This window comes from Arthrobacter sp. 10L430 (assembly GCF_056395245.1).
Map to the genome: position 1 here is coordinate 384,590 of NZ_JBFTJD010000002.1, position 17,773 is coordinate 402,362.

A 17,773-nucleotide genomic window follows, 5' to 3' on the forward strand; every position below is an offset into this window, starting at 1 on the left:
CAATCTCGTTGCGTCCGGTAGTGAAGGCCGGACGGGATATGTGGCTGCAGCACCAGCCTAGTGCCTGCAGTCATGGGTTGAGCGGGTACGCCCAACGAAAAGCGCCACCTCCCGTGCAGTCAATGACCATCCGGGCGGTGGCGCTTAGCGGAGGAAGTTACGCCTTGGGGCTGGCTGCGGACTCAACCTTCAGCTTGCCGTCCACAATGTCCTTCTTGATCTGGTCCAGCTCGGACTTCACGTCGGCGGGGACGGCCGAATCGAAGTCGTGGAACGGGGCCAGCTGCACGCCGTCGTTCGCGAGCGTGCCGACATACGGCTCGCTGGTGAACTTGCCGTCCTTGTCTTCCTTCACGACGGTCTCAACGGCGGAGCCCATCTGCTTCATGACGGACGACAGCATGATGTCCTTGTAGTCGGGGGCGGTGAGGAAGCCGTCGGAGTCAACCCAGATGAGCTTGACGTCCTTGCCTGCGGCCTTTGCTTCCTTCAGCGCAGCGCCGGCGCCCTTGCCCACCGGGCCGGCCACGGGCATGACAATGTCCGCGCCCTGGTCCAGGAAGTTCTGGGTCAGCTGCTTTCCCTTGTCCTGCTTTTCGAAGTCGTCGGTAAAGCTGCCGTCCTGCTTGGCCTTGTCCCAGCCGAGAAGCTTGACGCTCTTGCCCTTCTTCTCGTTGTAGTACTTCACGCCGTCGGCGTAGCCGTCCATGAAGATCGTGACGGTGGGGAGCTTGATGCCGCCGAAGGTGGCGACGGTGCCGGTCTTCGTGGAGGCGGCGGCGAGGTAGCCGGCCATGAATGCAGCCTGCGCCGTGTCATAGATGATCGGCTTGACGTTGGCGATCGGCTTGTCGTACCCGACGTCGATGATGGCGAAGTGCTTGTCAGCGTTAGCCGCGGCCTGAGCCTTCGTGGCGTCACCGAGGAGGAAGCCGACCGTGATGGTCAGGTTGCAGCCTGCCGAGACCATGGCGCGAAGGTTGGGCTCGAAGTCGTTGTTGGTCTTGGACTCGACCTGGTTGACCTTGATGCCAAGGTCCTTCTCGGACTTTTTGAGCCCTTCGTAGGACGACTGGTTGAACGACTGGTCATCGAATCCGCCGGAGTCGGACACGATGCAGCCGGTGTAGTCGCTGGCCGTGGCAGACGGACTGCCCGCTTGGGGTGCCGGGCCGCAGCCGGTCAGAAGCAGGGCCGCCGCACCAACGGAAGCCACGCCGGCGAGTGAACCGCGCTTGACGTTTGCACGCAGTGAGATCTTCAAATTTCCTCCAGGAAGAACGAGATAGGCGCCACGACGGAGATTCAATGAGTGTCCGTTTCTAATGCTCCACACTGAAATTCTGTTTTCACTGATGGTTTCGCAGCACTGCGCCGAAGCGCACTTATGAAGCCACTGTAGTGGCCTGCGCCACGTCCGGATAACACATCCGAGGCGAAAAATGAAGATTGTTGAGAACTTGTTACCTATGAGTAGCCCGCCGGTGTGCACGCACTCCGTCGGAGCGTCCCGCAGTGGTTGGGCTCGCGCTTTCGGAGCTAGATCCGCACCAGCATCTTTCCGGTGTTGCCGCCGTCGAGGAGATCCATGAACGCCTGCGGAGCGTTCTCGAGACCGTCCACCACCGTCTCGTCATACCTGACGGTGCCGTTTGCCAGCCAGCCGGACATCCGCTCGGCGAACTCCGCCGCATGCTGCCTCTGGCCGCCCACGAGGAAGCCGCGCAGCGTCAGCTGTTTTCCGATGGCCACCGCAAGGTTCCGGGGAGCGGCGGTCGGTTCCGTGGCGTTGTACTGCGCGATGGCGCCGCACAGGGCAACCCTGCCCCCGACGTTGAGGACGGACAGCGCAGCTTCGAGGTGGTCCCCGCCCACGTTGTCGAAGTACACATCGATCCCGCCCTCGCCGGCAGCTTCCCTCAGCTGGTCCCGGACCGGCGCATCACGGTAATTGAACGCCGCGTCAAAGCCGAGCTCTAGCAGGCGTGCAACTTTTTCCGGGCTTCCCGCACTGCCGATCACCCGGGAGGCGCCCATGGCCTTTGCGATCTGACCCACCAGCGAGCCCACGGCGCCGGCGGCGCCGGAGACGAATACGGCATCCCCCGCCTTGAACTCGGCAACCTTCAGCAGTCCGGCGTACGCCGTGAGCCCGGTCATGCCGAGCGCACCAAGGAACGCGGATGCCGGTGCCAGCTCCGTGCGCGCGGGAGTCGTTGCGCCGGCGTCCAGCACGGCGTACTCCCGCCAGCCCAGTGGATGTACGACGGCGTCCCCCACCTTGCGGTCTTCGGCCCTGGACGCGATCACCTCACCCACCGCCCCGCCGTCGAGCGCTTTATCAAGGGCAAACGGCGGTGAGTAGGACTTGACGTCGTTCATCCGGCCGCGCATGTACGGATCAACCGAGATGAACAGGTTGCGGACCAGGACCTGGCCGTCCTGAAGCTCGGGAAGCGGCGTTTCAGCCAGGCGGAAGTTCTCCGGAACCGGACGTCCCACCGGGCGGGATGCCAGCTGGATCTCACGGGTGGTGACGGGCAGAGCCCGCTCGTCGTTGGTGCTCATGCTGCAAACTCCACCAGGGTCAGGGCCACGTCCATGTTGCCGCGGGTCACGTTCGAATAGGGGCAGATCCGGTGGGCCTTTTCCATGAGCGATTCGGCTGCGGCGCGGTCCAGGGCGGGCAGGGCGACCTCGAGTTCGGCGGCCAGGCCGTAGCCTTCACCGCCGTCGAGGGCACCGAAGTGGATCTTCGCCGCAACGGCGGAGTCAGTGAGATCGGCCCGTTCCTTGCGGCCGACGACGCGGAGGGCAGAGTGGAAGCAGGCAGCATAGCCGGCGGCGAAGAGCTGCTCCGGGTTGGTGCCCTCGCCGCTTCCGCCGAGCTCCACCGGACTGGCCAGGTTCACGTCGAGCCTGCCGTCCTTGGAGCGGGCTGAGCCGTCGCGGCCCTCGCCTGAAGCGAGTGCCTCGGCAGTGTAAAGAGTCTTCAAAGTAGTTCCGTTCTGGTCGTTTCGGAGACGGTGGTCTTGGGTGTCAGCGCGAGTCATGGAGGGCAGCGGTGAGCTTGCCGAGAGTTTCCCGGAGTTGATCCAGCTCATCGGGAGTCAGGCCGGCAGCCTCCGCGAGGCGCTGGGGAATGCGGGAGGCCCTGCTGCTGAGCGCCCGGCCCGTGTCGCTGAGGTGGACGGCGACACGGCGCTCATCCTCGGCAGAGCGCCGCCGTTCCACGAGCCCGAGGGCTTCGAGCCGCTTGAGCAGGGGTGAGAGCGTGCCGGAGTCCAGGCCCAGCTCCTCCCCCAGTTCCCGCACGCCGCGCGGTTCGTTTTCCCACAGCACCAGCATCACGAGGTACTGCGGGTAGGTCAGGCCCAGCTCGTCCAGCAGGGGACGGTAGACGGCGGTGGCGGCACGGGACGCCGAGTAGAGCGCAAAGCACACCTGGCGGTCAAGGCGGGGGGCGTTGGTCATGGACACAACGTTAGCCCACAATTCAATTGTGCACAACTTACCTAGGCCAGGAAGAGCGCGAACGAACATTCGGGGCCCTCGCAAAGGGGCTGAAGTGTTCGTTCGCGCTCGTCCGACGGTGTTAGAGGTCGCGGATGGTGCGGAGGGCTGCCGCGGTCAGGACCTGGATGCCGTAGCCGAGGGCCCGCTCGTCGAGGATGTAGTCGCCGCGGTGGAGGTCGTACTCCTCGCCGCCGGGGGTCTTGGTACCCAGGCGCATCATGGCACCGGGCAGCTCGGCGAGGAACCAGGCGAAGTCCTCACCTCCCATGGACTGAGGGGTCAGGACCACGGCGCCTTCGCCGATCTCCGCCCGCGCCGCAGCTTCAATGAGCGCAGTCTCGTGCTCCGAGTTCACCACCGGCGGCACACCGCGGGTGTGTTCCAGGTGCACTTCCACGCCGTAGGGCGCAGCAACCTGCTGCACCACTTCGTCGAGCAGCTCGCCGGCGCTGTGCCAGGCGTCCCTGTCGAGGCAGCGCATGGTGCCGGCCATGTAGCCGGTGCCCGGAATGGCGTTAGGCGCCGAGCCCGCGTTGATCTGGCCCCAAACAACCGACACGCCGCTGCGGACGTCCACCCGGCGCGAAAGGACGGCCGGAACGTTCACGGCGATCTGGGCCAGCGCGAAAACGAGGTCCTCCGTCAGATGCGGGCGCGAGGTGTGGCCGCCGCGGCCGCTCAGCTCGATCTTGATGGTGTCCGAGGCGGACGTGATGGCACCGATGCGCGTGCCGATCTTGCCGACGTTGATGCGCGGGTCACAGTGCAGCGCCAGGATGCGCGGCACGCCCTCCAGGACACCCTGCTCGATGCAGGAGTGGGCGCCACCCGGCATCGTCTCCTCGGCGGGCTGGAAGATGATCCGGACCGTGCCGCCCAGCGGCGATTCCAGGTGCATGCGGTGCAGCACCAAGGCGATGCCCAGCATGGTGGTGGTGTGGATGTCGTGTCCGCAGGCGTGTGTCACACCGTGGTTCTTCGAGGCGAACGGCAGGCCGGTTTCCTCGATGATCGGCAGCGCGTCGATGTCGCCGCGCAGCGCGGTGGCGATGGGGCCCTCGCCGACGTCCACGGTTAGGCCTGTGCCGTCGAGGCGGCGCGGCTCCAGCCCGGCCTCTTCGAGACGTTCCACGAGCTTGTCCGTTGTCCGGAACTCCTTGAACGACAGCTCGGGGTGCGCATGCAGGTCCCGCCGGAAATCGATCAGTTCCGGCAGCAGCGGCTCGAGCCACGGCCCCACCAGTGCGGTGGGCTCAGCTTCAGTAGTGTAATTGCGCACACCACAACTCTAGCGAGGGCCGAAAGAATAGCGGCATCGCCTTCGCCGCGTTACGGATATCCCGACCATGTCGAAGTTCCAGGGGACGTCGAAGTCCTGAAAGGACCGGAAAACTAGAGGACGTCGAAGTCGCCGCTGGCCTTAAGGGCGTTCACAGCCTGCTTCACCCGCTGGGCATGCTGCTTGGTGGTAACCAGCAGCGCATCCGGCGTATCCACGATGACCACGTCCTTGATCCCGATCAGCGCAATGACGCGCTTGGTGTCCGAGACCACCACGCCGCTGGCGTTTTCGGTGAAGACGCGCGCGCCCTCGCCGATGACCGTGACCTCGTCCACTTCCTTGGCGCTGTTGAGCCGTCCCACCGAGGCGAAGTCACCGACGTCGTCCCAGCGGAAGGTTCCGGGCACGACGGCGACGTCCCCGGCTGCCGCCGCAGGCTCGGCGACCGCGTAGTCGATGGCGATCTTGGGCAGGGTGGGCCAGACGCGGGCAGTGACTTCGTCGCGGTTGGGTGTGTCCCACGCCTCGGCGATTTCCTGCAAACCGTTGAACAGTTCCGGCTGGTTCGCTTCCAGGTGCTTGAGCATGAGGGAGACGGGCGCCACGAACATGCCGGCGTTCCAGACGTACTCGCCGCTGTCGACGTACTGCTGGGCGACTTCCTCATCCGGTTTTTCAACGAACTCCACCACCGCCCGCGCGCTGGGCGCGCCGGGGATGTGCAGGGATACGCCGGAGCGGATGTAGCCAAAGCCTGTGGACGGGTGCGTGGGCTTGATGCCGATCGTGACGATCTTGCCGGCCGCGGCGGTGTGGATCGCTTCCCGAACTGTGTCCTGGAAGAGGTCGTCCGGGCTGATCACGTGGTCCGCGGCGAAAGAGCCCATGATGATGTCCGGGTCCCGCTGGTGCAGGATGGCCGCCGCCAGGCCGATGGCGGCACCGGAGTCTTTGGGCTCGCTTTCGAGCACGAGGTCACCGTCCTCGACCTCAGGCAGCTGACGGCACACAGCCGCCCGGTGAGCGTTTCCGGTGACGACCAGGACCCGGTTGCCCGCAAGGGGCTCGAGCCGGTCGTAGGTTGCACGCAGGAGCGTGCTCCCCGAGCCGGTGAGGTCGTGAAGAAATTTGGGAGCTGCTGCACGTGACAGAGGCCAGAGGCGGGTCCCCACACCGCCTGCAGGAATCACAGCTATAAAGCGGCTGATGGGTGAATCCTGGCTTGTCACTTTGTCTTTACTCATCACGCTCTACTTTAGCCGACGACCCCAAAGTGGCCCTTGCGGCGGCACCGGCGGGGCGGACACACTTGGAACCGGATGTGGCGTTCGTCTCATAAAACGCCAAAAACCGTACAGTACGTGGGCGCCAAGGACGCCCTGAATTGAATAAGCTGTGAGCGAAGCCTAGATTTAGGCCTGAGCTACGAGTGCTCTCGCAGCAGGCGTTCCCCCCGCGTGGATCCCACGCCAGCGCCGCTGTGTTGCAGGGAGGTTTATTCAGTGCCGACGAAACCAGCTGGCACCTTGTACCGCGGCCGTGAAGGCATGTGGTCCTGGGTTGGACACCGCATTACCGGTGTTGTGATCTTTTTCTTCTTGTTGGTCCATGTGCTGGACACCTCCCTTGTGAGGGTGTCGCCGGAGGCCTACACCGCAGTGATCGGTGCCTACAAGAACCCGCTGATGGCCCTGGGTGAAACGGGCCTCGTCGCAGCGATCGTATTCCACGCCTTTAACGGCCTGCGGATCATCGCCGTCGACTTCTGGAAGAAGGGTGCCAAGTACCAGCGCCAGATGCTCTGGGTTGTGCTGGGCCTCTGGATCGTCACCATGGTCGCCTTCGCCATCCGCCACCTGTCCCTCGCACTCGGAGGTCACTAAGCCATGACTGCAACGCAGATCCAGTCCCCGCGCAGCGGACATAACAGCGGCAAAGACAGCAGCGGCAAGATTGGCCCGCAGTACCGCCGCAGCGGCAGCTCCCGCGGCAACTTCGAAATGCTGGCGTGGCTGTTCATGCGGCTCTCCGGCGTGGTGCTGGTTGTCCTGATTTTCGGCCACCTCACCGTGAACCTGCTGGTGGGCGAAGGCATCCACGCCATCGACTTCGGCTTCGTGGCCGGAAAGTGGGCAGACCCGTTCTGGCAGGTCTGGGACCTCGCAATGCTCTGGCTCGCCATGTTGCACGGCACCAACGGTGTGCGGACCATCATCAACGACTACGCCGAGAACAACTCCACCCGCCTCTGGCTGAAGATCGTCCTCTACGCGGCCACCACGGTCATCATCATCCTTGGCACGCTGGTCATCTTCACCTTCAACCCGTGCCCGGTGGTGGACGGCGTCCAGCTCCCCGGTGGTTTCTGCCCGGCGTAGCGAGCTGCGGCTGCCCGCCCCGACCGGCGGGCATCACTTTGCGGAGCAGGCCTCAGCCCGCCCGTTGTTTTATTGCGAATTTTGAGAGAAAGAGCGTCTGGTATGCAGGTCCATAAGTACGACGTCGTCATCGTCGGTGCCGGTGGCGCTGGCATGCGCGCCGCGATCGAATCCGGTCAGCGCGCGCGAACAGCAGTACTGACCAAGCTCTACCCCACCCGCTCCCACACGGGTGCGGCGCAGGGCGGCATGTGTGCGGCATTGGCCAACGTCGAAGAAGACAACTGGGAATGGCACACGTTCGACACCATCAAGGGCGGCGACTACCTGGTTGACCAGGACGCCGCCGAAGTCATGGCCAAGGAAGCCATCGACGCCGTGCTGGACCTGGAAAAGATGGGTCTGCCGTTCAACCGCACGCCCGAGGGCCGGATCGACCAGCGCCGCTTCGGCGGCCACACCCGCGACCACGGCAAGGCTCCCGTCCGCCGCGCCTGCTACGCAGCCGACCGCACGGGCCACATGATCCTGCAGACGCTGTACCAAAACTGCGTCAAGCACAACGTCGAGTTCTACAACGAGTACTACGTCCTGGACCTCCTCACCGTTGAGGAAGACGCCGTGCGCGAGGACGGCACGCCGTTCAAGCAGAAGCGTGTTGCCGGCGTCGTGTCCTACGACCTCGCGTCCGGTGAGCTGCACGTGTTCCAGGCCAAGTCCGTGGTGTTCGCCTCCGGCGGCGCCGGCAAGGTCTTCAAGACCACGTCCAACGCCCACACCCTTACCGGCGACGGCATGGGCATCGCGTTCCGCCGCGGCATCCCCCTGGAGGACATGGAGTTCTTCCAGTTCCACCCGACCGGCCTTGCCGGCCTGGGCATCCTGCTTTCCGAGGCCGCACGTGGCGAGGGCGCCATCCTGCGTAACTCCGAAGGTGAGCGCTTCATGGAGCGCTACGCCCCCACCATCAAGGACCTTGCACCCCGCGACATCGTGGCCCGCTCCATGGCCAACGAAGTCCGTGAAGGCCGCGGCTGCGGACCGAACAAGGACTACGTCCTCCTGGACCTGACGCACCTTGAGCCCGCCCACATCGACGCCAAGCTGCCGGACATCACCGAGTTCGCCCGCACATACCTTGGTGTGGAGCCCTACACGGAGCCGGTCCCCGTCTTCCCCACGGCCCACTACGCCATGGGCGGCATCCCCACGAACATCACCACCGAGGTCCTCCAGGACAACGACACCGTGGTTCCGGGCCTGTACGCCGCCGGCGAGGTGGCCTGCGTTTCGGTCCACGGCTCCAACCGCCTCGGCACCAACTCCCTGCTGGACATCAACGTGTTCGGCAAGCGGGCAGGCATCGCCGCTGCGGAATACGCCAAGACGGCCGACTTCGTGGAGCTCCCGGAGGACCCGGAGGCCTACACCCTGCAGCTCCTCGACATCGCCCGCAACGGCACCGGCGACGAAAAGGTGGCCGTGATCCGCAAGGAACTCCAGGACACCATGGACGCCAACATGCAGGTGTTCCGCACGGCCGACACCCTCAACCAGGTCCTGAAGGACATCGCGTCCTTCGAAGAGCGCTACACGCGCATCAACGTCCAGGACAAGGGCAAGCGCTTCAACCTGGACCTCCTGGAGGCCGTTGAACTCGGCTTCCTGCTGGAGCTGGCCAAGGTCATGACGGTTGCTGCCCTGCACCGCGAGGAATCCCGCGGCGGCCACTTCCGCGAGGACTTCCCCGAGCGTGACGACGAAAAATTCATGAAGCACTCCATGGCGTACAAGGACGAGCACGCTCCCGCGGACGGTTCCGCCGAGAGCATCGCCGGAATTCGGCTTGGCACCAAGCCGGTTGTATTTACGCGCTACGAGCCGATGGTGAGGAAGTACTAATATGTCCGCTGAACTTGCTGAGCCAGCCTCAAAGATTGAACTGCCCGCCGGCGTTGGCGGCGGCGGGGAAATCCCCACGTTCGACATCACGCTGCGCGTGCGCCGCTACAACCCCGAGGTTTCCGAGGAAGCCCGCTGGGACGACTTCAAGCTGACCATGTACGGCACGGACCGCGTGCTGGATGCCCTGCACAAGATCAAGTGGGAAGTGGACGGCAGCGTCTCCTTCCGCCGCTCCTGCGCGCACGGCGTCTGCGGTTCCGATGCCATGCGCATCAACGGCCGCAACCGTCTTGCCTGCAAGACGCTCCTGAAGGACCTGGATACGTCCAAGCCCATCACGGTTGAACCCATCAAGGGCCTGCCGGTGGAGAAGGACCTGATCGTGGACATGGAGCCGTTCTTCCAGTCCTTCCGCGAAGTCATGCCGTTCCTGATCAACAAGGGCCACGAGCCCACCAAGGAACGCCTGCAGTCCGCCGAGGACCGTGAGCGCTTCGACGACACCACCAAGTGCATTCTGTGCGCCGCTTGCACCTCGTCCTGCCCCGTGTTCTGGACGGACGGCCAGTACTTCGGCCCCGCGGCAATCGTCAACGCCCACCGCTTCATCTTCGATTCCCGCGATGATGCCGGAGACATGCGCCTGGAAATCCTGAACGACAAGGAAGGCGTGTGGCGCTGCCGCACCACCTTCAACTGCTCGGAAGCATGCCCGCGAGGCATCCAGGTCACGCAGGCGATTGCCGAAGTCAAGCAGGCAATTCTTTCCCGCAAGATCTAGTCAAGGTCAACGCGGACGACGGCGTCTCTCACCATGCGCGGCAAGCGTGCGGTGAGTGGCGCCGTCGTCGTTTAACGACAACCACCGCAACCTCTCCGCCGTCACCAAGGGGCCTCATGTCACGTTCCGAGAAAATCACCTTTGAAGGGTCCACCGGCGAGATGCTCTCCGGGATCGTCGACCTGCCCGAAGGGCCCGTCAAGGGCTGGGGGGTGTTTTCGCACGGCTTCACACTGGGCAAGGACAGTCCCGCGGCGTCGCGGATGTGTAAGGCGCTGGCGGACAACGGGATCGGCATGCTCCGCTTCGACAACCTGGGCCTGGGCGACTCGGCCGGCTTGTGGTCCGAGGGATCCTTCAGCCACAAGGTGGCCGACACTGTCCGAGCTGCAGAGTACATGCGCGCCGAAGGCCGGCCGGTCTCCCTCCTGGTGGGCCACTCGTTTGGCGGCGCCGCCGTCCTTGCCGCCGCCTCCGAAATTCCGGAGCTCGACGCTGTGGCCACTGTTGGGGCGCCGTTTTCACCCAAGCACGTGGCCCATGTCTTCGACGCCGCCCTGGACAAGATCCTCAGCGAAGGCAGTGCGGAGGTGGACCTCGGCGGCAAGCGCGTGGAGATCCGCAGGCACTTCGTGGAGGACCTCGAAAACGCCGACCTTACCGACTGCATCAAGCGGCTGCACAGGCCCCTGATGGTCCTGCACTCCCCCACGGACAACACCGTGGGCATTGAAAACGCCAGCACAATCTTCCAGACGGCACGCCATCCTAGGAACTTTGTCTCCCTTGAGGGCAGCGATCACCTGCTGACGGGCAAGGGACAGGCGGCCCGGGCAGCGAAGATTATCGCGGCGTGGGCCGATCAGTACCTCGACGCCGGGCACTGACTGCCACCGGGCGCGGGTGCTCGGCCGCGTGGTGCCGCTCCACGGGGGTTTTCCCAGGTTGCACCTGCCGTGACCCCCAGCCCGTCTGCCTGGCCGCCGGCGCGGCCTTCAGGTCCTCTTCGCGGATCGCTGACCAGGAAGCGGCCACGAGGTAGACCCGGCTGACCAGGTTGAACCAGATGAGCAGCCCCACGATGATCGCAAAGGGCGCCAGGATGGGATTGCGCCCGGCGCCGGCCAGGAGTTCGGTGCTGAAGACCTGCAGGATGGCGGTGCCCACACCGGCGAGGATGGTCCCTTCCAGCAAGGCCCGCCGGGACAGCTTCAGGCCGCCGGCCAGGCGGAACATGATGAGCGCCGTGATCCAGCTGAGCACCAGCGGCACGGCGATTTTTATCACGGTTGCGAGCGGGACGGCCACGGCGCGGTCCAGCTTGAGCAGCCCGATCACCCAGCCGGCCGCGGTGCCAAAGACCAGCGACGCACCCGAGCTGATCACCAGGGCCAGGCCGAGCAGGAGCAGCGTGCCGGCGTCGTGCAGTTTCAGGACCACGGGGTTGAGCTTCAGCGGACGCAGCATCATAACGCCGCGCAGGCCCTCGCGCAGGCCGGCGATCCAGCCCAGCGAGGTGATGACCGTAACGACGGCTGCGATGACCGCGGTCCAGCCCAGCCCGTCAGGGTTGAGGAGATCCTTGGGGTCCACCAGGCCCTCGCCGCCATTGACCTTCAGGAGGCCCGGCGCGCTTTCTGCCACGCTGGCGATGATGCGGTCAAGCAGGGCCGGCTGGCCCCGGAGCGCAAGGCCCGCAACGGAGAACCCGGTGGTCAGCAGGCCCGTAATGGAGAAGAACATGTTGAAGCCGATGCCGGCGCTCATGAGCGGACCGTGCTGAAGGTTGTAGTGCTGGAAGGCGCGCATGGGCCGCAAGGCGTTCAGCCGGGCCATCAGCCACTGGATCATGGCCAAGAGCTGGGGCACAGTTCCCTTGCCCGACCGGCGCACCTTGCCCCACTCAACCTTTTTGCGGATGACCTCCAGCTTTAGGCGGGCACGTTCAGTGGGAAGCGGCTGCTCCGCCGGCGTCTGCGGCTCGGAGTTGCTCTCGTTCGTCGTCAGGTTCGGTGCCAAAGTCAAGCTCTTCCCGTAGCTGCCAAATACCGTCGGCATCGTGCTCGTAAAGTCCCATGCTAACCACGGGGAAGGTCGCCCTGTAGTTCTTCAGTACCGTTTCGGCCTCGTCCAGGCTTTCCGGCGCCACATCGTGGGCAATGGTCACATGGGGGTGGTAGCCGAAAGGCAGGTCGCGTGCCAGAGGGCCCGTCTGCAGTTTTTCGTGCAGTTCGACGCACTCCCCGAAACCCTCTTCCACGTTGATGAAGACCACCGGGGAAACCGGGCGGAAGGACCCTGTGCCGGCGATCGTGACCATGAACGGCGCCTGGGTACGGGCGATCTTGCGGACATGTTCCCGCGCGGCCTCCCAGTCATGGGTGGGCGTGGTGGTGACGAGCGTGATGTGCGCCGGAATGACCGTGGCCATGGGGTCCCCGAAGGATGCCCGCCATCGCTGCAGTTCCTCGGCGATTCCAGGCGGGAAGCCCAGAATGACCCCGAGGCTCATTCCATCGCCGACTCTCCTGTTGGCAGGCATCGGTTTAGCGGGCTCCGGCGTACGGAAGGAAGCCGACCTTGGCATAGACGTCCTGCAGGGTGGCTGCGGCGATTTCACGCGCCTTGTCCGCCCCGTGGGCGAGGAGCCGGTCCAGCTCGGCGGGATCGGCCAGCAGTTCGTTGGCGCGGCTGCGGATCGGCGTGAGGTGCTCCGTCACCACCTCGGCAAGGTCCACCTTGAGGTGACCGTACATCTTGCCCTCGTACGCCGCGACCAGCTGCTCAACGCTCTGGCCGGTGATCACCGAGTAGATGGTCAGCAGGTTGGAGATGCCCGGCTTGGTTTCGCGGTCGAAACGGATCTCGGTCTCGGCGTCCGTCACGGCCGACTTGATCCGCTTGGCGGTGACCTTGGGATCGTCGAGCAGGTTGATCAAGCCGGCAGGCGACTCGGCGGACTTGGACATCTTGGCGGTGGGATGCTGTAGATCGTAGATCTTGGCAGAATCCTTCTGGATGAAGGGCTTGGGTACTGTGAACGTCTCGCCAAAGCGGGTGTTGAACCGGGCGGCGAGGTCGCGGCTGAGTTCCACGTGCTGGCGCTGGTCCTCGCCCACAGGCACGCCGTGAGGCTGGTAGAGCAGGATGTCCGCGGCCTGGAGGATGGGGTAGGTGAACAGCCCCACGCTGGCATGGTCCGAGCCCTGCTTCTGCGCCTTGTCCTTGAACTGCGTCATGCGGGACGCCTCACCGAAGCCTGTAATGCAGTTCAGGACCCATCCGAGCTGCGCGTGTTCCGGCACCTGCGACTGGACGAACAGAGTGCACTTTTCAACGTCCACTCCGCCGGCGATGTACTGGGCGGCAGTCACGCGCGTGCGGCGGGCCAGTTCGGCAGGATCCTGCGGGACGGTGATGGCGTGCAGGTCCGGGATGAAGAAAATGGCATCGTACTCATCCTGCATCCGCACCCAGTTCACGAGGGCGCCGAGGTAGTTACCGAGGTGCAGCGAGTCCGCGGAGGGCTGCATTCCGGACAGGATGCGGTGCCGGAGTCCGATGCCGGGCACGGTCCCGGCATCCTGCTGGAGGACGGGGGTGGCAGCTGGCTGCCCTGATGCTGCGGCGTCGGTCACGATTGGGGTGGAGGTCATTCGTCGGAGGCCTTAAAACTAGAGCCGGTAGTCCACTACCAGCGGTGCATGGTCAGAGAAACGTGTGTCCCACGAGGGCGCCCGGTCCACGACCGCCGAGACAGCTGCGGCGGCGAGGGTGGGGGTGGCCATGTGGTAATCGATGCGCCAGCCTGAGTCGTTGTCAAAGGCCTGGCCACGTTGGGACCACCAGGTGTAGGGGCCGTTGACGGTACCCGCCAGGCCCCTGTGAACATCCTTCCAGCCGATTTCCTCGCCGAAGAAGCGGTCAAAGTAGGCACGCTCCTGCGGAAGGAAGCCGGCACGTTTGACATTGCCCTTCCAGTTTTTGATGTCCAGTTCCGTGTGGCCAACGTTGAGGTCACCCGTGACCAGGGCGTGGTCGCTGTGCTTGGAGAGCTCGGGCAAACGGGTGGACATGACGTCCAGGAAACGGTACTTGTCCACCTGTTTTGGCGTGTCCGCCTCACCGGAGTGGACGTATGCACTCGCCACGGTCAGCTGGGCGGGTTTGCCCGCAGTGTCAGTGACGCGGAAGTCGGCTTCCACCCAGCGGCCGGCCATCGCGAAGTAGTCGTCACCGATGTGCGTGCGGGTGGCGAGCGGTTCGTCACGCGAAGCGATCGCAACGCCCGCGCGTCCCTTGGCCTCGGCTTCGGCGTGCAGAATGTGCCAGCCCTCGCCCAGCAGCTTGTGGACTATGGCGTCCGGGGCACGGACTTCCTGCAGGGTCAGGATGTCCACCTCGCGCTCCGCCAGCCACTCCGCCATGCCCTTCTTGTAGGCAGCACGAAGGCCGTTGACGTTGACTGTTGCGATGCGAAGGTGGTCCTTCTTCAATGCCGAGCTCACCCGTTCCACTCTAGTCGATGATGGTTCCGGTAACCGGCTCACCGGGGCCGCCGGAGGACTTGATCATGTCGCGGGCGTTGGTGGCAGTGATCTCGATGGTTTCCAGGGCGCGGCCGATGGTGTCCTGGTCCGCGGCGGCGCCCTTGGCCCGCTCCTGCTCCACAACGCGCACCTGCACCTGCACAATCTTGAAGGAGTGATCCAGCTTCATGTCCCGGATTTCTTCGGCTTCGCCGCGTTCACCCACCAGGCGGGTGCCGCCCTGGTCCGTGGATACCCGTGACGGAGCCCGGCCGGCGGCCGCGTTGAAGGCGTTCTGCGCTTCGCTGAACTTCGCTCCGGCCTTCTTGGCCGCCCTCTGGATGCTGAAAACCACGAATGAGGCAAGCAGTAGCCAGAACAGCGCGATAACAGCCACGACCCAGCCCACGACGTCGTTCTGGTTGGCCGCGAAAATGACGGCCACCAGGAAGGCCGTGATCAGAACCAGCAGGCCGGGACCGCTGATGCGGAACATGGAAAATCCGCCCTTGGCCGGGTGGGAGGAAGACTTGGAGCTGCCCAATGATTGCATGCAGTTATTGTCTCAAACCCGCGGACCCTGCCAGCAACGCTTCCACCCCGGGCGAACAGCACCGGCTAGCAGCACCGGCGAACAGCACCGGCTGGCAGCACCGGCGAACAGCACGGCGGACGGCTACTTGAGGAACAGGCTCCTGAGCCTGCCGGTGGTTAGCATGAGCCCGAGCACGATCATCACCAGGTGGTAGCCGACGTGGACGGCCGTCGCGGGCGTGAAAGCCCCCGCACTGATCTGCCGCAGCAGCTCAACGCCATGCCAAAGAGGCATGGCCTGGATCAGCCACTGGATGTACTGCGGGTAGACGCTGAGCGGATAGAACGTGGCGCTGAACAGGAACATGGGAAGCATGATGAAGTTGATCCAGTCCATCTGCTGGAACGTCTTCATGAAGCTCGTGATGCCCATGCCGAAGCTGGCGAAGCCGAAGGCGACGAGAACCGAGGCGGGGATCATCAGGAGGGCCCACGGCGTGGTGATGAGGCCCATGACGCCCATCACTGCGGTGAACCCCGTGGCGTACAGCAGTCCGCGCAGCAGCGCCAGGAAAATCTCCCCCATGGCCACATCCAGCGGCCCCAGCGACGTGTAGAGCATCCCCTGGTAGAGCTTGGCGAAGTTCATCTTGAAAAAGACGTTCCAGGTGGAGTCGTACACGGCCCCGTTCATGGCCGAGACGGCCAGGAGGGCAGGCGCGATGTACGCCGCGTAGCTGATTTCCTGACCACCCGGGCCCTGGACGGTTCCTATCACGGCTCCCATGCCAACGCCCATGGAGAGCAGGAACAGCACGGGCTCGAAGAACCCGGACAGCATGACCATCCAGTTGCTGCTTTTGGTGGCCATCAGCCCGCGTCCGATCACCGCCTTGGCGTTGCGTGAATACAGCGGCCCGAAGCGCCTGTTACGCGCTTCCTCGGTGACGCTGTGGCCCTGGGTCAGCATTGTCACTGCCCCATCCTCCTGGCGAATTGGCGCTTGGTGAGGACCCAGCCAAGCCAGGCGAGTCCGAGCAGGAAGGCAATGTGGATGATGGTGAGCACGGGCGATTCCTCATAGCCGTAGCTCAGGACCCGGCCAAGCTCCGTCCCGTGCCAGATGGGCGAAATCCAACCGACCCAGCGGACCGCAACGGGCAGCGTGTCCAGCGGAAAGAACGTCCCAGAGAACAGGAACAACGGCATCACGATGAACCTCATGACCATGGCAAACTGGCCTTTGTCTTCCTTGATGGTGGCGGCGTAGGACATCAGCGGGAGCCCGAAGGCCAGGCCCGCAAGCGTGGCCACGAGGATGGAGACCCAGCCCCAGCCGCTCGGCGAGGCGCCGAAGAGCGCCACGATCACGAAGTAGATGGCGGACTGGAGGAAGAAGCGCACGGTCACGGCGATGATCTGCCCGCCCGCGATCTGTTCGGGGGTGAGCGGCGAGGCATGGGGCCCGAAGTAGACCCGCCGCCATTTGAAGCCATCCATCACAGGGAACGTGAATTCGGTGGCGGCGGTCATGACGGCGGCCGAGATGAGCAGCGCCGGCGCGATGAAGATTATGTAGCTCACGCCGCCGAACGCCGCAGCGCTGCCGGTGTCCACGAGTGTGGCCAGGCCGACGCCCATGGCGAACAGGTAGGCCGCGGGCTGCCCCACGCTGTACAGGAAGATGGACCAGCCGTAGCCCTTCATCACCCGCAGGACCTGCTCAGCGTAGTAGAACGCGCCCCAGCGCCTTGCCTTGGCGGCCGAAACCTCAGGTGAGTGGGCCCGCAAAGGAGGTACCGACGTCGGGCGCTCTTTGACTTCGTCTGCGAACGACGGCTCAGTCAACGAGGCTCCTGCCCGTCAGCCGGAGGAAAACGTCCTCCAGCGAGGACCTGCGCACCAGCGAGGTGAGCGGGCGGAGACTTCCTCGAGGGCCGCTTCACCGTCGTGGGTGTAGATGAGGACGCGGTCCGGGAGGGTCTCCAGCCGTTCGCCGATTCCCTCCAGTTCCGCGCCGACGCTGGCGTTGCGCTCGGAGCCGAACCGCAGTTCCAGGACCTCGCGGGTGGAGTAGTCCCGGATCAGGCTGGCGGGTGCTCCCTCGGCCATGATCCGGCCTTTGTCCACCACGATGAGCCGGTCGCAGAGCTGCTCCGCTTCGTCCATGTAGTGGGTGGTGAGGATCAGGGTGACCCCCTGTTCCTTGAGCCGGAACAGCCGGTCCCAGAGGATGTGCCGGGCCTGCGGGTCAAGGCCCGTGGTGGGTTCGTCAAGGAGCAGGATGCGGGGCTCGTTGATGAGCGACCGTGCAATGGTCAGCCGCCGCTTCATGCCGCCGGACAGCGCGTCCACCTTGGACTTGGCCTTGTCCGTCAGCTGGGCGAATTCGAGGAGCTCGTCCGCTTTGGGCCTGAGGTAGCTCATCGGCAGCCCAAAATAGCGGCCGTAGACCAGCAGGTTGTCACGGACCCTGAGTTCCTCATCCAGGTTGTCCTGCTGCGGCACGACGCCCAGGTGCGCGCGGACCTCCGGCCCGTGCTGTTCCGGGTCCAGGCCCATGATTGTCAGGCTTCCGGAGGTGCGCTGGGCCACCCCGCCGATCATCTTCATGGTGGTGGATTTCCCTGCACCGTTGGGCCCCAGCAGTCCGAAGGACTCCCCCGCCGGAACGCTGAAGGAAATGCCGTCGACGGCGGTGACGTCGCCATAGGTCTTGGTCAGGTTTTCCGCGGTGATGACGTACGGCCGTGCGGCCGACCCGGATTCGTGGGCGGACCCGGCTTCTTCGGTGGACACAGGTTTTTCGGACGTTTCTTCGGCGGAATGGAGTTCAGGCACTCCACCA

The 17,773-nt window shown here is 64.7% G+C and carries 18 protein-coding genes and 1 pseudogene; 5 read left to right on the forward strand and 14 right to left on the reverse strand.

The window, feature by feature from the left end:
• Positions 1–157: 157 nt before the first annotated feature.
• The 6 genes from AC1DDG_RS03915 to AC1DDG_RS03940 all read right to left on the reverse strand — a co-directional run bounded on the left by AC1DDG_RS03915 (position 158) and on the right by AC1DDG_RS03940 (position 6,042).
• The gene (locus AC1DDG_RS03915) at positions 158–1,264 is read right to left on the reverse strand and encodes a BMP family lipoprotein (RefSeq protein WP_230117125.1); all 1,107 of its coding nucleotides are present in this window, start codon (positions 1,262–1,264) and stop codon (positions 158–160) included.
• A gap of 275 nt (positions 1,265–1,539) precedes the next feature.
• Positions 1,540–2,568, reverse strand: a complete 1,029-nt coding sequence (locus AC1DDG_RS03920; protein ID WP_230117124.1) for an NADP-dependent oxidoreductase — start codon at positions 2,566–2,568, stop codon at positions 1,540–1,542.
• Complete coding sequence (locus AC1DDG_RS03925; RefSeq protein ID WP_230117123.1) at positions 2,565–2,996, reverse strand: organic hydroperoxide resistance protein; 432 nt, start codon at positions 2,994–2,996, stop codon at positions 2,565–2,567. Before AC1DDG_RS03925 ends, AC1DDG_RS03920 begins: the two co-directional genes overlap by 4 nt.
• Before the next feature lie 43 nt (positions 2,997–3,039).
• A complete protein-coding gene (locus tag AC1DDG_RS03930; protein WP_230117122.1) occupies positions 3,040–3,474 on the reverse strand; it encodes a MarR family winged helix-turn-helix transcriptional regulator in 435 nt (144 codons plus the stop codon).
• A gap of 121 nt (positions 3,475–3,595) precedes the next feature.
• Entirely contained in the window at positions 3,596–4,795 is a 1,200-nt protein-coding gene (locus tag AC1DDG_RS03935; protein ID WP_230117121.1) for an amidohydrolase, read from the reverse strand.
• Positions 4,796–4,908: 113 nt separating this feature from the next.
• Positions 4,909–6,042, reverse strand: a complete 1,134-nt coding sequence (locus AC1DDG_RS03940) for a mannose-1-phosphate guanylyltransferase (RefSeq protein ID WP_230117120.1) — start codon at positions 6,040–6,042, stop codon at positions 4,909–4,911.
• Between the two features lie 258 nt (positions 6,043–6,300).
• On the opposite strand from AC1DDG_RS03940, the gene sdhC reads away from it, so the two are divergent.
• From sdhC to AC1DDG_RS03965, 5 genes are all read left to right on the forward strand, one after another.
• Positions 6,301–6,681 (forward strand): succinate dehydrogenase, cytochrome b556 subunit, encoded by a 381-nt coding sequence (sdhC, locus tag AC1DDG_RS03945; RefSeq protein ID WP_214973516.1) that lies wholly within the window; start codon positions 6,301–6,303, stop codon positions 6,679–6,681.
• Positions 6,682–6,684: 3 nt separating this feature from the next.
• Positions 6,685–7,176: a succinate dehydrogenase hydrophobic membrane anchor subunit gene (locus tag AC1DDG_RS03950; protein ID WP_476874984.1), complete on the forward strand. Its 492-nt coding sequence runs from the start codon at positions 6,685–6,687 to the stop codon at positions 7,174–7,176.
• 102 nt (positions 7,177–7,278) lie between these two features.
• Positions 7,279–9,078 carry a succinate dehydrogenase flavoprotein subunit gene (gene sdhA, locus AC1DDG_RS03955; protein WP_230117118.1) on the forward strand — a complete coding sequence of 600 codons (1,800 nt, stop codon included), beginning with the start codon at positions 7,279–7,281 and terminating at the stop codon, positions 9,076–9,078.
• A gap of 1 nt (position 9,079) precedes the next feature.
• Positions 9,080–9,862 (forward strand): succinate dehydrogenase iron-sulfur subunit, encoded by a 783-nt coding sequence (locus AC1DDG_RS03960; protein ID WP_205654223.1) that lies wholly within the window; start codon positions 9,080–9,082, stop codon positions 9,860–9,862.
• A 116-nt stretch (positions 9,863–9,978) separates the two neighbouring features.
• Complete coding sequence (locus AC1DDG_RS03965; RefSeq protein ID WP_476874985.1) at positions 9,979–10,749, forward strand: alpha/beta hydrolase family protein; 771 nt, start codon at positions 9,979–9,981, stop codon at positions 10,747–10,749.
• Here AC1DDG_RS03965 and AC1DDG_RS03970 read toward each other — a convergent pair.
• The 8 genes and pseudogenes from AC1DDG_RS03970 to AC1DDG_RS04005 all read right to left on the reverse strand — a co-directional run bounded on the left by AC1DDG_RS03970 (position 10,706) and on the right by AC1DDG_RS04005 (position 17,724).
• Positions 10,706–11,881: a YihY/virulence factor BrkB family protein gene (locus AC1DDG_RS03970; protein WP_476875025.1), complete on the reverse strand. Its 1,176-nt coding sequence runs from the start codon at positions 11,879–11,881 to the stop codon at positions 10,706–10,708. The two genes, AC1DDG_RS03965 and AC1DDG_RS03970, sit on opposite strands and share 44 nt — an antisense overlap.
• Entirely contained in the window at positions 11,808–12,404 is a 597-nt protein-coding gene (locus AC1DDG_RS03975) for a 2'-5' RNA ligase family protein (protein WP_230117116.1), read from the reverse strand. Before AC1DDG_RS03975 ends, AC1DDG_RS03970 begins: the two co-directional genes overlap by 74 nt.
• A gap of 4 nt (positions 12,405–12,408) precedes the next feature.
• On the reverse strand, positions 12,409–13,518 hold the full coding sequence (gene trpS / locus AC1DDG_RS03980; protein ID WP_476874986.1) for a tryptophan--tRNA ligase: 1,110 nt from the start codon (positions 13,516–13,518) through the stop codon (positions 12,409–12,411).
• A gap of 18 nt (positions 13,519–13,536) precedes the next feature.
• Entirely contained in the window at positions 13,537–14,370 is an 834-nt protein-coding gene (locus AC1DDG_RS03985) for an exodeoxyribonuclease III (RefSeq protein WP_476874987.1), read from the reverse strand.
• 10 nt (positions 14,371–14,380) lie between these two features.
• On the reverse strand, positions 14,381–14,944 hold the full coding sequence (locus AC1DDG_RS03990; RefSeq protein WP_476874988.1) for a hypothetical protein: 564 nt from the start codon (positions 14,942–14,944) through the stop codon (positions 14,381–14,383).
• A gap of 123 nt (positions 14,945–15,067) precedes the next feature.
• On the reverse strand, positions 15,068–15,895 hold the full coding sequence (locus tag AC1DDG_RS03995; protein WP_476875026.1) for an ABC transporter permease: 828 nt from the start codon (positions 15,893–15,895) through the stop codon (positions 15,068–15,070).
• 2 nt (positions 15,896–15,897) lie between these two features.
• Positions 15,898–16,773 carry an ABC transporter permease gene (locus AC1DDG_RS04000; protein ID WP_476874989.1) on the reverse strand — a complete coding sequence of 292 codons (876 nt, stop codon included), beginning with the start codon at positions 16,771–16,773 and terminating at the stop codon, positions 15,898–15,900.
• A pseudogene (locus tag AC1DDG_RS04005) lies at positions 16,766–17,724 on the reverse strand (ABC transporter ATP-binding protein). The gene AC1DDG_RS04000 and the pseudogene AC1DDG_RS04005 overlap by 8 nt, the downstream one beginning before the upstream one ends.
• Positions 17,725–17,773: the final 49 nt, after the last annotated feature.